Here is a 12,703-nt window from a genome sequence, read left to right as displayed (position 1 = left end):
GCTTCGGCGGCGCTTCGGCCCCCGCCGCCCCGCCCGCGCGCCGTGAGATCGCCAAGGCGCCGGAGGCCGAAGCGCCGCCGAAGCAGGCGCTTTCGGTGCCGAAGGAGACGGTGATGAAATATCAGGGCCGCCTGCGCAAGTCGAACGAGGGCCAGCAATCGGTGGTTTCGCTGAAAGCGGCCCGGCAGGAGACCGTGCTGCGGCGGACCTCGATCGCCCGCACGCCGCGTTCGGAGCCGCCGCTCCAGCGCGAGGATCGCGGCGACATCGCGGTGCGCAGCGCCCGCTATTATGGCGGCGACAGCTACAGCAGCCGCTGGGTGCCCGATCACGACCATTATCACGACTGCGCCGGCGGCGAATGCGCCTGCTCCTGCAGCCGCCCCTACTGGTCCCAGTCCGACATCTGCTCGGATTATTAGGTCTCCGGCCGACGCCCTGGCCGGAGTGCCGGGGACTACGCGCCTTGCCGCTCGCGGCGGCGATCGCAATTCCGCGAGAGCGCCCCGCCTCCGGAGGAGGAGGAGGAGGGCTGATAGGTGAGGCATTGCGCGCGCTTGTAGATCAGGCGCGCGAGGAGGCGGCCGCACCTGTAGCGGGATCGGGAACTTCGCACACCCCTAACCCATTCCGCAGCCAAGCTCCCTCTCCCATGGGGAGAGGGCTGGGGTGAGGGGTTCGTGCCTCACGGTTGAGTCAAAAACCCCTCACCCGGCAGGCTGGCGCGCGCCACCCTCTCCCCACGGGAGAGGGCTAGGCGGCGGCGACGTTGGGCGCTGAGAGTCATCGCGGTTGCACGAGCCAATTCCATCTCATGCGATCCCGCTCTAAATGTAAGAACCAGATCACCGTTCATGATTTTGGATTGATTCAACCCAAAATCATTGTGATCTGTGCCCCGAATGACCGGCTGCGGGGCACTTTGCCGGCCATCAGCTTCCGCCCTTACGGCTTCGGCGCCTTGCCTCTGGCGGCGAGGCGGGCGAGGCGGCCGTGGACCGTCTCGCCGCTCGGGATGCGCATCTCGTCGACCAGTTCGAGCGTGGCGGCGTCGGGGCTCGGCGAGAGCAGGCTGCCGGTGAAGGCGGCCAAAGCCGAGGCCGGGACGCCGAGCAGGCCGGCGGTCAGGCCGTCGACGCCGAACCAGGGATAGGCGCCGCTGGCGGAGGCGGCGATATAGGCGGCGGTCGCGGCGAAGCCGGCGGCCATGCCGCAGAGCGCGCCGAACGAGGTCAGGCCGCGCCACCAGATCGCCATGGCGAGCGGCGCGAAGAAGGTGCCCGCGCACAGCGAGGCCGCCCAGATCATCAGCCGCAGCGGGTCGACGCCGTCGCTGCTCGCGATGGAGAAGGCGAGGACGGCGAAGCCGATCATGGCAAGGCGCGCCACCAGCAGCCGCCGTCCCGAGGAGGCGGAGCGGTTGAACAGGTAATAGACGTCGTTGCTGAGCACATTGGCCATGGCGACGAGCTGGCCGCCGGCCGCGGCCATCACCGCCGCGACCGCCGCCGCGCCGACGACGCCGATCATCACGAAGGGGAAGCCGTTGATGACCGGCAGCATCAGGGCGACGCTGTCGCGGTCGAACAGCACCTTGGCGCTGCCGAGCGCCGGGTCGAGCTGATTGGCCGAAAGCGTGATCAGGCCGAGCTGCGCCAGCGCATTGCCCCAATCCGGAATCTGGGCGAGCGGCACGCCGAGCAGCTCCTTGGCGATCTGGAATTTGACGAAGGCGGCGTAAGCCGGGATGGTCAGCACCATCAGCCCGACCAGCAGCGCCGCCCAGCCGAAGGATTTGCGCACGGCGGAGACCGTCGGCGGCGTGCTGAGGCGGGCGATCTGCGTCGGCAGCACGGCGGTGCCGAGCGCGATGCATAAGGTGAGCGCCAGGAAATCGCCGCTGCTCATGGCGCCGAACAGCTCGACGAACGGCCGGGTCAGCGCCTGGTGGCTGGCGCCGGGCAGCGCCTTGCTCAGGATCAGGGTGCCCTGGTCGGTGCCGAGCGATTTGGCCAGCTCGAGCTGGGTCAGGTCGTTCAGCACGCCGCCATGGGCAAGCTGCGGCAAGGGCAGGTTGGTCACCATCACCGAGACGGCGATCAGCGGCACGGTGATGCCGAGCACGACGACGATGAACTGGGCGCACTGGGTCCAGGTCAGCGAGCGCATGCCGCCGAAGACGACCGTCACCACGAGGAAGAAGACGCCGACTTCGAGCACGAATTGCCGGTCGAGATTGAGGAAGACGCTGCCGACCATCTGGCCGACGCGGAACTCGGCCGCCAGCAGCATCAAAAGCGGCGGCAACAGGGCCAGCGCGGCGACGAGCCGCAGGATGCGGCTGGAGAAGCGGATGCCGAAAAAGCCCGGCAGCGTGTAGGCGCCGGTCTTGCGCAGGTAAGGCGCGAACAGCACCGACATCACGCCGAGCCCCGCGCACCAGCCAAGCGCGATCGGCAGGGCGTCGTAGCCGATGAAGAAGAAGGCGCCGATCAGGCCCATCAGCCCGGCGCCGCTGACGAGGTTGGCCGATAGCGCGAAGCCATTATAGAGCGGCGGCACGCGCTGGCCGGAAATGAAGAAATCCTCGACGCTCGAGGTGCGCACCAAAAGGCCGATGCCGGCATAGAACAGCATCGGCAGCACGATGATGAGCTGGCTGATCCAATCACGCTCGAGGCCGAGCTGCTCCAGGATGATGAGCATCAGCACGAGGCTGGCGAAGGCACTGGTGAAGATGCCGAAAGAGGTGCCGAGCCGGGGGTTGACCGAGGGATAGCTGCTATTCAGGGACATGGCTTATTCCGGTCTGGAGCGGGGCAGGGCAGCGGCGGCGTTCGATCCGGGCATCAAAGTTCGCTGGTGAGGCCGTAGCGGCGGTCGAGCCGGTCCTGGCGGGCGGCGGACCAGTAGATGACGGCGATGATGCCGAAAATCGTGCCCTGCGCGGCAAAGAAGATGCCGAGGGGGAAGCGCAGGAAGGACGAGCCGTTCAGCGAGGGCGCGATCAGCGGCACGAACAGCGCCAGAAAGCCGAACAGCGCCAGGGTGATGAGGACAAGCCTCAGGGAGCGGCTCGCATGGCGCTTGCGTTGTTCTTCGTCGATCATGGCTGTCCTCAAATCTGCCCGGCGCGGCCCGGCGCTCCGGCCCGCGACGCCTCGACACAAGCAAAAGCACGGCGTTGAGGCGTAAACAAGCCGGAACAGCGCTTTTGGCGCCGAGGTGAATTCCATATATGGTAAAACGAAGGCGGCACTTGGCCTTCTTTGCGAAATCCGGCTAAAGCTTCGGCGACAGCTTGCCCTGGCATCCGGCGACCGGCGGCGGTACACATAGGTTGCGATGACCCAGCATCATATCGCCATTGTCGACGATCATCCGCTCTTCCGCGACGCGCTCAAGCAGACGCTCGCGGCAAGCTTTGCCGATCTGCGCCTGAGCGAGGCCGGGTCGCTGACGGATCTCGGCGGCATCCTGGACGCCGGCGACGTCGATCTGGTTCTGCTCGATCTGACCATGCCGGGCGTGCAGGGCTTTTCCGGGCTGATCTATCTGCGCTCGCTCAACCCGTCGATCCCGGTGGTGGTGGTGTCGGCCAATGAGAGCCCGTCGGTGATCCGGCGGTGCCTGGATTTCGGCGCGTCGGGCTTCATTCCGAAATCGCTGCCCGTCGCCAGCATCCGCCAGGCCATCGCCAGCATTTTGCAGGGCGAGATCTGGGTGCCGCCCGGGGTCAGCACGGAAAAGGTCGACGATGTCGACACCGCCGCGCTGGTCGAGCGCCTGGCCACGCTGACGCCGCAGCAGGTGCGCGTGCTGATGATGCTGGGCGAGGGCCTGCTGAACAAGCAGATCGCCTTCCATCTCGGCGTCTCCGAGGCGACGGTCAAGGCGCATGTCTCGGCGATCCTGCAGAAGCTGCGGGTGGAGAGCCGGACGCAGGCCGTGATCGCGGTGAAGAAGATCGAGAGCGGCGAGCTCGGCGATTTCAAGGGCGAGCAGTTCGATCCGCAGAAATAGCGGCGGCGGACACTCCGTCGCCCCGGACGGCGCATCGCGCCGAGCCGGGGCCCAATCATCCAACCGCGCGGCATGACATTGAGGATGGGCCAATGGGTCCCGGCTCGGCCAGCGGCCGTCCGGGACGACGAAAGGGAATGGGCCGCGCTGTTTCGAAACGAGCCTCTATCGAAATCCCCGCGAAGGCGGGGATCCAGTACGCCGCAGCGCAAGTAGTTGGTCAGAAAGCCAAATTCGAGTTTGTGATTACTGGATCCCCGCCTTCGCGGGGATTACGTACGAGAAAGGACGAGCGCATCCGGATTTTCGCCCCGTGCTACTCCGCCGCCTGCCGCTGCAGATGCAGCCGCGTCATCAGCGCGCGCAGCGCAGCGGGCTTGATCGGCTTGCGCAGCAATTGCAGCTCGCCGCCGCGCGCTTCCTCCTCGACGCCCGGCGAACGGTCCGCCGTGATCAGCACGGCGGGGATGGTGTAGCCGGCCTGTTTGCGGACGGCGTCGATGCAGTCGATGCCGGTTTCGTGCTCGAGATGATAGTCGGCGAGGATGATGTCGGGCGTGGCGCCGGTTTCCTCGACGATCTGCAAGGCCTCGATGGTGTCGGAGGCCTGCAAGACCTTGCACTGCCAGTTCTCCAGAAGCGTGCGCATCCCATCCAGGATCGCAGGCTCATTGTCGACGCAGAGCACGATGCAGCCGGTCAGATAGCCCCATTGCGTCGCCATCGGATAGGAGACCTGCCGGTCGGCGGCGGCGCGGTCGCTGATCGGCAGCGTGACGCCGAAAACCGAGCCCTCGCCCGGTTTCGACGACAGATGGATCGGATGGTCGAGCATCCGCCCGATGCGCTCGACGATGGAGAGGCCAAGGCCGATGCCATGCACGCCCGGCATGCCGGTGTTCAGCCGGTGGAATTCCTTGAAGATCAGCTCGTGCTTGTTCTCGGGGATGCCGGAGCCGGTGTCGTGGACTTCGATGGTCAGCGCATCCTTCGACCGGCGGCAGCCGAGCAGCACCCGCCCGTCGCCGGTATATTTGACCGCGTTGGAGAGGAAGTTCTGCAGCACGCGGCGCAGCAATCGCCGGTCGGAGCGGACATAGAGGCTGCACGGGACCGCCAGCAGCTCCAGCCCCTTTTCGCTGGCCTGCGGCTCGAACTCGACCTTGAGCTGCTGCAGCAATTCACCGATGGCGAAAGTGCCGATTTCCGGCTTCAGCGCGCCGGTGTCGAGCCGGGCGATGTCGAGCAGCGCGTTGAGGATTTCCTCGACCGCCTCCAGCGAGGCGTCGATATTGCGCGACAGATGCTGGATGTCGCCCGGCGGCTTGCGCTCGACGAGGCTGGTCGTGTAGAGGCGCGCGGCGTTCAGCGGCTGCAGGATGTCGTGGCTGGCGGCGGCGAGGAACCGGGTCTTGTCGAGATTGGCCTCGTCCGCCTTGATCTTGGCTTCGGCGAGCGCGAGATTGACCGTGGTCAGCTCGGCGGTGCGTTCGCGGACGCGCCGCTCCAGCGTCTCGTTGGCGCGCTCCAGGGCGCTGGCGGCGGCGACGCGCTCGGTGATGTCGGTGAAGGTCGTGACGATGCCGCCTTGCGGCATGGCGTTGGTGCGCACTTCGATGACGCGCTTACCCTCGTCCAGCTTCTCGTGGAAGGTCTCCAGCGTCACGACATATTTGCGGATGCGGTTGGAGACGAAATTCTCGAAGGCCGTCGCATCCTTCGCGGTCTTGGCCGCCATATGCCGGACGATCTGGTCGAGCGGCACCCCGACCCGGCCAAGCGCCGCCGGCAATTGCAGCATCTCGCGAAATTCGCGGTTCCAGCAGATGAGCTGCATGTTGCGGTCGAACACGGCGATGCCCTGATGCACATGGTCGAGCGCCGATTGCAGCAGGTCGCGATTGTACTGGATCGCCTCGGAGGCATCGTCCAGCAGTTTTAGCGCCGACTTCATCCCCACGTCATGCCGCCTGAGCGTCAGCGACATGACGAGGCGCGAGGAGGCCGAGCCGATGGCGCTGGCGAGCAGGTTTTCGGCGAAGCGCATCATGTGGATGTCGGCTTCGGCCTTGACCGCGAGCGGCATGTTGTGGGTGGCGGCGTAATCGGCGAAGGAGCGGTGCGTGCGCTCTTCGCCGAGATACCGCCCGACCGTGCGCATGAGGTCGCCGACCGTGACGGACGTCCGCCAGGCGCGGAACGAAGGCACCGTCGCGCGGGCAAAATCATTCTCGATGAAGATATTGGCTTGCAGCCGTTCGATCGGCTCGGGCGCGCGCAGCATCGAGACCACCACATAGGCGGTGATGTTGACCAGCATGCTCCAGATGACGCCATGCGTCAGCGAGTCCAGTTCGACGCCGAACAGCGCGTCCGGCCGCAGGAAATGCAGCCCGAACGGGCCGTTACGCATGATGTCCGGGCCGATCAGGCCCGCTTCGACGAAATAGGGCACCAGCAGCGTGTAGATCCAGACCGCAAAGCCCGAGAGGATGCCGGCAATCGCCCCCCGCGCCGTCGCCCCGCGCCAGACCAGCCCGCCGAAAAAGGCCGGCGCGAATTGCGCGATGGCGGCGAAGGAGAGCAGGCCGATGCGGGCAAGGCCGTAGGTGTCGCCGACCACGCGGTAGAACAGATAGGCGAGCAGCAAAATGCCGAAGATCGCGAAGCGCCGGATATAGAGCACCACGGTGCCCATGTCGCGCAGATCGCCCTCGTCGCGCCCCATCCGCCGCAGGATGATCGGGATGACCAGATCGTTGCAGACCATGATCGACAGCGCGATCGACTCCATGATGACCATCGCCGTCGCCGCCGACAGCCCGCCGAGAAAGGCGAGGATGGTGAACGTCCCCGCGCCCTGGCTGAGCGGCAGCTTCAGCAAAAACATGTCCGACTCGGCCGGATTGGGCGGGAAGGTCAGCATGCCCGCGATGGCGATCGGGATGACGAAGATGTTGATGGCGATCAGGTAGAGCGGGAACAGCCAGGAGGCGCGGCCGACCTCGCGCTCGGAATTGTTCTCGACGATGGTGACGTGGAACTGGCGCGTCAGCAGAAGGATGCAGATCGAGGACAGGAACGTCACCGTGATCCAGTTGCCGCCGTGAAAGCCGCGCGCGAACAGGCCGATGATCTCGGGATATTCGGCGGCGCGCTCGATCAGCGGGCCGACGCCGCCGAACATCGAATAGGTGATGAAGGAGCCGACGATCAGGAACGTGGCGATCTTCACCACCGACTCTGCCGCGATCGCCAGCATCAGTCCTTCCTGGTGCTCGGTCGCGTCGATATGGCGGGTGCCGAACAAGGCCGCGAACACCGCCATGATCATGGCGATGATGAAGGTGACGTCGCTGAACGGGTCGCCGCTCGGCAGATAGGGCGCGTAGCCGCCCGGCTGCACGATGGTGGCGACCGATTGCGACACCGCCTTGAGCTGCAGCGCGATATAGGGCAGCACGCCCGCCACCGCGATCACCGTGACGATGGCGGCGACGGCCGGGCTCTTGCCGTAGCGCGCCGCCATGAAATCGGCGATGGAGGTGATGTTCTGCGATTTGGAGAGTTTGATGATGCGCTCGATCAGCGGCCGCCCGAAGGCGAAGACGGCGATCGGCCCGAGATAGACGGCGAGGAAGTCGAGCCCCGTCGTGGTGGCGAGGCCGACGCTGCCGAAAAAGGTCCAGGAGGTGCAGTAGACGGCCAGCGACAAGGCGTAGATGGTCGGCCGGCCGTGCGTTGACTTGCGCGACTTTGCGTATTTATCGCCGAAATAGGCGACCGCGAACAGGAAGCCGACATAGGTCAGCGCCACGGTTACGATCAGCCAGCCGTTGATCATCGGGATGTCATTCCTCGCCGCCGGGCTGCGATTGGCTGCGGCCGGCCGAGAGCTTCGCCGCTCTTCTGCTCCAATTCACTAACCATCCTAGCACAAGCGCTTGTTTTTGAGGAATGATGTGGCCGCGCGGCGCATGCGCCCGATTTCCCGCTTGGCGCGGGCGGCGAATATTGGCTAGAAACCTTCCCAGGGGGCGCGTAGCTCAATTGGTTAGAGCCGTCGGCTCATAACCGTCTGGTTGCAGGTTCGAGCCCTGCCGCGCCCACCACAGCGTTCGCCAACAATAAAACGCCCTCGTCATTACCGATGTAATGAATTTCGTCCATCGGACATGCATCGGTAATTTGGGTTTTCTACGAAAGGACTGAGACTCGCCAAGTCAGGCGTGCCAGCAGTCAGCGTAGAGCCAGATGAGCGACAGGCCTTGCGGAGTTCCGGGGACGGATTTGCCCCTCGTCGCATCGGGGGAGGCATTTCCCAACTTGTCCATCGCGTTCGCTTGCCTCGCCACGCCCGTCGACCCCGACGCGCCACTTGCCATGCCGATGCCTGTCCGTCGTCCGCGCGACCCGCTCGTCGAGGGCGCGGTGCCGCTATCGCCCGGCGAGGCGCACCCGGCCGCGCGTTCCTTGCGGGACCGTCCGCGTAGGCATCGGAAAATTCACGGGTTGGATCGGGTCAGCCTCGGCCGGGTGATCGGCTTCATCGCGGATGAGATGGGCAACGGGATCGCGCTGTCGGATCTGGCGGCAATCGCCGGGGTCAGCCGCTTCCATTTCATACGCCTTTTCAAGGCCAGCACCGGTCTGACGCCGATGGCCTATCTGGAGCGGGCAAGGATCGCGCGCGCGCAGGAGATGATGGGCCGTGGCGGCCTGTCCTTGTCGCAGATCGCGCTCATGGTCGGCTTTGCTGACCAGAGCCATTTCACCCGCCGTTTCCGCCGCCACGCCGGATGCACCCCGTCCGTCTTCGCGAACCGGATGGGGCAGCAGCCCCCGCGCGGCGATCGATCATAGTCCCGGCGCGCCGATCCGCACCGGGACCTCCGGTGCTCACGCGGTGACGGCGCCGCTTTGCGCGGCCTTTGTTCCGGGCGCCATGCCGAGCAGGGCCAGCCTGAACGTCTCCGCTTTCTCGTCGTAGGTGCCGATGAAGGTCGAATGCGCAATATCCCTGGCGAGCCATGCAAGCCGTTCATCGCCATTGGCTCTGGCACGGTTCTCCAACTCGAAGGCCCAACTGCGAACTTGGGTGATGTCGGCGCTGCCCTGCATTTCGGCAAGCAAGGCATTGTAAGCCTTCAATTCGTCGGACATGGGCGCCTTGTCCGCATCGTCGGGGGCGGGAGAGCCAAAGCCCAAATCCGCATTCGTCGCGCCATTCCACATCAGGTCCAACTCGCTCGCCACCGGGTCGAACGAGCCGTCCTCGATGCTCTTGATGATCTTGTCCGCCGCCCCGGCCAGCTTGTCGTTGCCGCTTTCTTCCGCGAGCTCCTTGACGGTCTTGGCCCGCTCCAGGATCACGCTGGGATCCTTCCCGGACTCCACAGCATATTCCAGGTCGAGATAGGCTTGACCGAGCGCGTTGGGATCGGCCATGGTCTCGTCGTCGAGCTGGGCCGGGGTGAAAATTGCTCCTGCCGTTTCCGGCGCCGCACCTGCCAGCGCCCGCAGCGACCCATCCGCGGCATATGACCCGTTGCCGATGGAATTGCCGATGTTGCGCGCGACATAGGCCAGCCGATCATGGCCATTCCGGGCGGCGACGACCGCGAGCAGCGCGGCATCCTCAACGATTGCGTCCGCGTTGCCCGCTTTGATGTCGTCCACGAGCTTCTGGTATATGGCGAGCTCGGTATGCCGGTCGAGCGCGCTGACCGTGGGGGATTTTTCGCCATCCTGCAAGGGCGCGAGCTCCGATTGGCCCCTCTCGAAAATCTCCGTCCCAGGACGCACGATTGGGATCAGCTTCTCAGGATCTGAGCGGGGATATTCGGAGGGCGCGATCGGCCCGCGGGCGGGATGCCTGACAAGCTCGCCCCCAAAACTGCCCGGGCGACCAGGTTCGAGCGGAACGAGCTGTTCAGCGCAAAAATTGGCACCAACATTGCTAATCGGCATCCGATACTCCCTTGATCCGCCGCATGGGTCTTACCGCCATCGTGCGTTGCGAGCCTAATCCCGGCGGTCATCATGGACCAGCCAGGCGCTATTCATGCGGACATGAGCAACTCTCATGTGCGCGGCCAGCGTTGTTTCCGGCCAAATCGGCGGGACTGGCGCAATGGGATGCAAGACCGGCCGCCGAAGATCCGGCTACGCTCAATCCGCATTGCACCTAGTCGGAGATGAAAGTGGGCGGGGCCTCTGTCACAAACGGTCTTTTTCTTCGGTCTGTCCCGGCCGCATGAGCATGAGCCAGGCCAGCAATATTGATCTGAGGCTCTTGCCGACGCTTGAAGTGCTGCTCGAGGAGCGCAGCGTGACGCGGGCGGCCGCGCGCCTGGGCGTCACGCAATCGGCGGTGAGCCATGCCTTGCGTGAATTGCGCGCGACCACCGGCGATGCGCTGCTGGTGCGATCGGGGCGGGCGATGGTGCCGACGCCGTTCGCGCTCGGCATCCTGCCGCCGCTCCAGCGCGGCTTGCAGGAATTAAGGCGGGCCTTCGTGGCCGAGGAGAGTTTCGATCCGGCAAGGTCGCGCCGGCCGCTTTCGCTGGCGCTTCCGGGCGCCTGGCTCTACACGGTGCTGCCGGGCTTGATCGCGAGGCTGCGCGAACAGGCACCGGCCATGCGGCTGGATGTGCGCACGCTGAGCCCGGATGTCGTCGACGAGCTCGCCAATGGCCGGCTCGATCTGGTGCTCGCGCCCGCCGAATTGGAGGCGCCGCTCAATCTGGGGCGGGACATGATGCGCAAGCTGGTCGCTTCGGAGACGTATGCCTGCGTCTTCCGGTCGGCGCACCCGGCGCTGGAGCACGATTTCGGCCTCCCCCGCTATCTGGACTGCACGCATGTCGTCATCGAGCTCGCCGGGCGGCGCAGCGAGCGGATCGACGATGTGCTGAAGGGCATGGGCGGGGTCCGGACGGTCGGCCTGACGGTGCCGAACTACCTCGCCGCGGCTTATGCCGCCGCCGGGTCCGATCTGGTCTCGACGATGCCGCGCTCTCTGGCGGATTGGGCGGCGCCGCGGCTCGGCATCGAGCTGCGGCCGGCGCCGGTCAAGCTGCCGCACAGCGAGAGCTGCCTGTGGTGGCACCCGAGTTTTCAGACCGATCCCGCCCATAGCTGGTGGCGGCAATTCGTCATCACGGCCTTCGCCGGCCAGCATAAGAGCGGGTCGCATGCGCCAAGCCCAAAATGGGCGAAAAGCGCCACCTAGACGGCGAGGCCCAGCTACCCGGCGGCCCGCATATGGGTCAGCAGATATTGGATCCCCAGCGCCAGCGCGACACCGCCGGAATAGAGCACCCATTTCACCGCGAACGGCACCGCCAGATCCGCGATACGCGGTTTCAATCCGGCCATGTCCCGCCAAGCCGCGATCGAGCTGATCAGCGAGAGGGCAAATCCAATCCCGACAATCAGCATTACCGCCTGAACCAGCGTCATCTTAGATCCTCCCGAAGCTTTTTGCGGCGGAACCATATACCGCACCCGCCGCGACGGCTACCGAAGGCTGCGGCCGCAAGCCTCCGCTGCGGTGGCGGCACGGCCAAACGGGCCAAAACCGAGCAATTCGGGGGATTTTCGATCAAGTCCGAAGCGCGGCGCCCGCCTATCTCAGGTAGGTAAAATTCAGCTTATCAGGAGATCGATATGAGCAAACTCATCCGCTTGGCGCTCGTCGCCATGGTCGTCACCGGCGCGTCGGGCGCGATGGCGCGCAACCGGGCCGACCAGAACTGGGTGGACATGTCCAAGCAATGCGGCGGCTTTTCCTGCGACAGCCAGCAGGGCAGCCGCGCCTTTTGGGCCACCGAGTCGAGCCACGGCGGCCGCTGACGCCGCGCGCGGCGGCAGGTCCCGCGGACTTGCCGCCGCCGCCCCGGTCACTGTCCCAGCAGCGCGTCCCGCTCCTTGATCAGCGCGTCGAGCTGCTCGCTTTGCTGGGCGATGCGGTCGGCGTTGCGTTCCTCGTCGCCGGCGCCGGAATAGCCGGCGGCCTGCTCGGTCAGCTCGGCGATGTTCTCGCGCAGAAGGGCGATGCGGTATTCGAGGTCGGACAGCGATTGCGAATTGCCATTGCTCATGATGTCGGGTCCCGGCTCAAACTCTCGTTGCGTCAGCATATCCGCTCAGGCGAATTTGGACGAGCCTTCCTCTTCGAAGCTCACAGCGACATCGCCATTGGCCGACAAGCGCACCTTGTCGCCTTCAACATCGGCGACCAGCCCCAGATCGATGAAATGATGATGGCCCTTGTGCGCGCCCTCGCCGCTATCGGCCTTGATGAGCTTGATCTTGCCGTTCTCGACGCGGTCGACGGTGCCGACATGGACGCCGTCGGCGCCGATCACTTCCATATGCTCTTTGATCTCGCTGGCATGCATTTGATTTCACTCCTCGAAACGGTTTGGGGCGACAGTGCTGCGCTAACGTTCGGCAGTGGCCCGCGGTTCACGTCAAGCTTTGCGGGCGGCTGCTCCCCGGCGAATCACACGGCCGGCAAGGGTGCGCCAGCGACATTAGGATGTGTGCAAATCATCACAATGCCGCTCGGATCGGATTTGGTGCGAAAAAACATTCTGAGCTGAAATAGCGCGCTATTTCAATGGCTTGGCTGGCCTCTTCTAGGGCGAAAAGCGCCCTTCCCGACAAGCCTGCA

12 protein-coding genes and 1 tRNA gene are annotated in these 12,703 nt (G+C 65.3%); 6 read left to right on the top strand and 7 right to left on the bottom strand.

The window, feature by feature from the left end:
• Window positions 1–422: hypothetical protein (locus BLEFHOIH_RS26825; protein ID WP_170937255.1), on the top strand; the 422-nt coding region annotated here is incomplete at its 5' end.
• Between the two features lie 523 nt (window positions 423–945).
• On the opposite strand, the gene BLEFHOIH_RS18620 is transcribed toward BLEFHOIH_RS26825, so the two are convergent.
• Complete coding sequence (locus tag BLEFHOIH_RS18620) at window positions 946–2,796, bottom strand: VC_2705 family sodium/solute symporter (protein WP_088347517.1); 1,851 nt, start codon at window positions 2,794–2,796, stop codon at window positions 946–948.
• 53 nt (window positions 2,797–2,849) lie between these two features.
• Complete coding sequence (locus BLEFHOIH_RS18615) at window positions 2,850–3,110, bottom strand: DUF4212 domain-containing protein (protein WP_170937254.1); 261 nt, start codon at window positions 3,108–3,110, stop codon at window positions 2,850–2,852.
• 235 nt (window positions 3,111–3,345) lie between these two features.
• On the opposite strand from BLEFHOIH_RS18615, the gene BLEFHOIH_RS18610 reads away from it, so the two are divergent.
• Window positions 3,346–4,023: a response regulator transcription factor gene (locus BLEFHOIH_RS18610; protein ID WP_088347515.1), complete on the top strand. Its 678-nt coding sequence runs from the start codon at window positions 3,346–3,348 to the stop codon at window positions 4,021–4,023.
• Window positions 4,024–4,339: 316 nt separating this feature from the next.
• Here BLEFHOIH_RS18610 and BLEFHOIH_RS18605 read toward each other — a convergent pair whose 3' ends face one another.
• Entirely contained in the window at window positions 4,340–7,867 is a 3,528-nt protein-coding gene (locus BLEFHOIH_RS18605) for a PAS domain-containing hybrid sensor histidine kinase/response regulator (RefSeq protein WP_088347514.1), read from the bottom strand.
• Between the two features lie 191 nt (window positions 7,868–8,058).
• On the opposite strand from BLEFHOIH_RS18605, the gene BLEFHOIH_RS18600 reads away from it, so the two are divergent.
• Both BLEFHOIH_RS18600 and BLEFHOIH_RS18595 read left to right on the top strand, forming a co-directional pair.
• Window positions 8,059–8,135 (top strand) — tRNA-Ile (locus BLEFHOIH_RS18600).
• Window positions 8,136–8,349: 214 nt separating this feature from the next.
• Window positions 8,350–8,886, top strand: a complete 537-nt coding sequence (locus tag BLEFHOIH_RS18595) for a helix-turn-helix transcriptional regulator (protein ID WP_170937253.1) — start codon at window positions 8,350–8,352, stop codon at window positions 8,884–8,886.
• A 36-nt stretch (window positions 8,887–8,922) separates the two neighbouring features.
• Here the strand turns inward: BLEFHOIH_RS18595 and BLEFHOIH_RS18590 are convergent, their stop codons facing one another.
• Window positions 8,923–9,777: a hypothetical protein gene (locus BLEFHOIH_RS18590; RefSeq protein WP_088347512.1), complete on the bottom strand. Its 855-nt coding sequence runs from the start codon at window positions 9,775–9,777 to the stop codon at window positions 8,923–8,925.
• Window positions 9,778–10,285: 508 nt separating this feature from the next.
• On the opposite strand from BLEFHOIH_RS18590, the gene BLEFHOIH_RS18585 reads away from it, so the two are divergent.
• The gene (locus tag BLEFHOIH_RS18585; protein ID WP_170937252.1) at window positions 10,286–11,257 is read left to right on the top strand and encodes a LysR family transcriptional regulator; all 972 of its coding nucleotides are present in this window, start codon (window positions 10,286–10,288) and stop codon (window positions 11,255–11,257) included.
• Between the two features lie 14 nt (window positions 11,258–11,271).
• On the opposite strand, the gene BLEFHOIH_RS18580 is transcribed toward BLEFHOIH_RS18585, so the two are convergent.
• On the bottom strand, window positions 11,272–11,487 hold the full coding sequence (locus tag BLEFHOIH_RS18580; RefSeq protein ID WP_088360710.1) for a hypothetical protein: 216 nt from the start codon (window positions 11,485–11,487) through the stop codon (window positions 11,272–11,274).
• 207 nt (window positions 11,488–11,694) lie between these two features.
• Here BLEFHOIH_RS18580 and BLEFHOIH_RS18575 point away from each other — a divergent pair, with 207 nt between their 5' ends.
• Complete coding sequence (locus BLEFHOIH_RS18575; protein ID WP_088347509.1) at window positions 11,695–11,880, top strand: hypothetical protein; 186 nt, start codon at window positions 11,695–11,697, stop codon at window positions 11,878–11,880.
• 47 nt (window positions 11,881–11,927) lie between these two features.
• On the opposite strand, the gene BLEFHOIH_RS18570 is transcribed toward BLEFHOIH_RS18575, so the two are convergent.
• On the bottom strand, window positions 11,928–12,128 hold the full coding sequence (locus BLEFHOIH_RS18570) for a hypothetical protein (RefSeq protein WP_088347538.1): 201 nt from the start codon (window positions 12,126–12,128) through the stop codon (window positions 11,928–11,930).
• 45 nt (window positions 12,129–12,173) lie between these two features.
• On the bottom strand, window positions 12,174–12,428 hold the full coding sequence (locus tag BLEFHOIH_RS18565; protein WP_088347508.1) for a DUF2171 domain-containing protein: 255 nt from the start codon (window positions 12,426–12,428) through the stop codon (window positions 12,174–12,176).
• Window positions 12,429–12,703 lie beyond the last annotated feature (275 nt).

The organism is Rhodomicrobium sp. R_RK_3 (assembly GCF_002198715.1).
Lineage (GTDB): Bacteria > Pseudomonadota > Alphaproteobacteria > Rhizobiales > Rhodomicrobiaceae > R-RK-3.
The sequence above is the reverse complement of the archived record's forward strand: the minus strand, read 5'-3'. Positions and strand labels throughout refer to the sequence as shown.

Excerpts from the sequence above, each read along its gene's own strand:
- BLEFHOIH_RS18620 (WP_088347517.1), bottom strand. The coding sequence starts at position 2,796 with ATGTCCCTGAATAGCAGCTATCCCTCGGTCAACCCCCGGCTCGGCACC.
- BLEFHOIH_RS18615 (WP_170937254.1), bottom strand. The coding sequence starts at position 3,110 with ATGATCGACGAAGAACAACGCAAGCGCCATGCGAGCCGCTCCCTGAGG.
- BLEFHOIH_RS18610 (WP_088347515.1), top strand. The coding sequence starts at position 3,346 with ATGACCCAGCATCATATCGCCATTGTCGACGATCATCCGCTCTTCCGC.
- BLEFHOIH_RS18605 (WP_088347514.1), bottom strand. The coding sequence starts at position 7,867 with ATGATCAACGGCTGGCTGATCGTAACCGTGGCGCTGACCTATGTCGGC.
- BLEFHOIH_RS18585 (WP_170937252.1), top strand. The coding sequence starts at position 10,286 with ATGAGCCAGGCCAGCAATATTGATCTGAGGCTCTTGCCGACGCTTGAA.
- BLEFHOIH_RS18580 (WP_088360710.1), bottom strand. The coding sequence starts at position 11,487 with ATGACGCTGGTTCAGGCGGTAATGCTGATTGTCGGGATTGGATTTGCC.
- BLEFHOIH_RS18575 (WP_088347509.1), top strand. The coding sequence starts at position 11,695 with ATGAGCAAACTCATCCGCTTGGCGCTCGTCGCCATGGTCGTCACCGGC.
- BLEFHOIH_RS18570 (WP_088347538.1), bottom strand. The coding sequence starts at position 12,128 with ATGAGCAATGGCAATTCGCAATCGCTGTCCGACCTCGAATACCGCATC.
- BLEFHOIH_RS18565 (WP_088347508.1), bottom strand. The coding sequence starts at position 12,428 with ATGCATGCCAGCGAGATCAAAGAGCATATGGAAGTGATCGGCGCCGAC.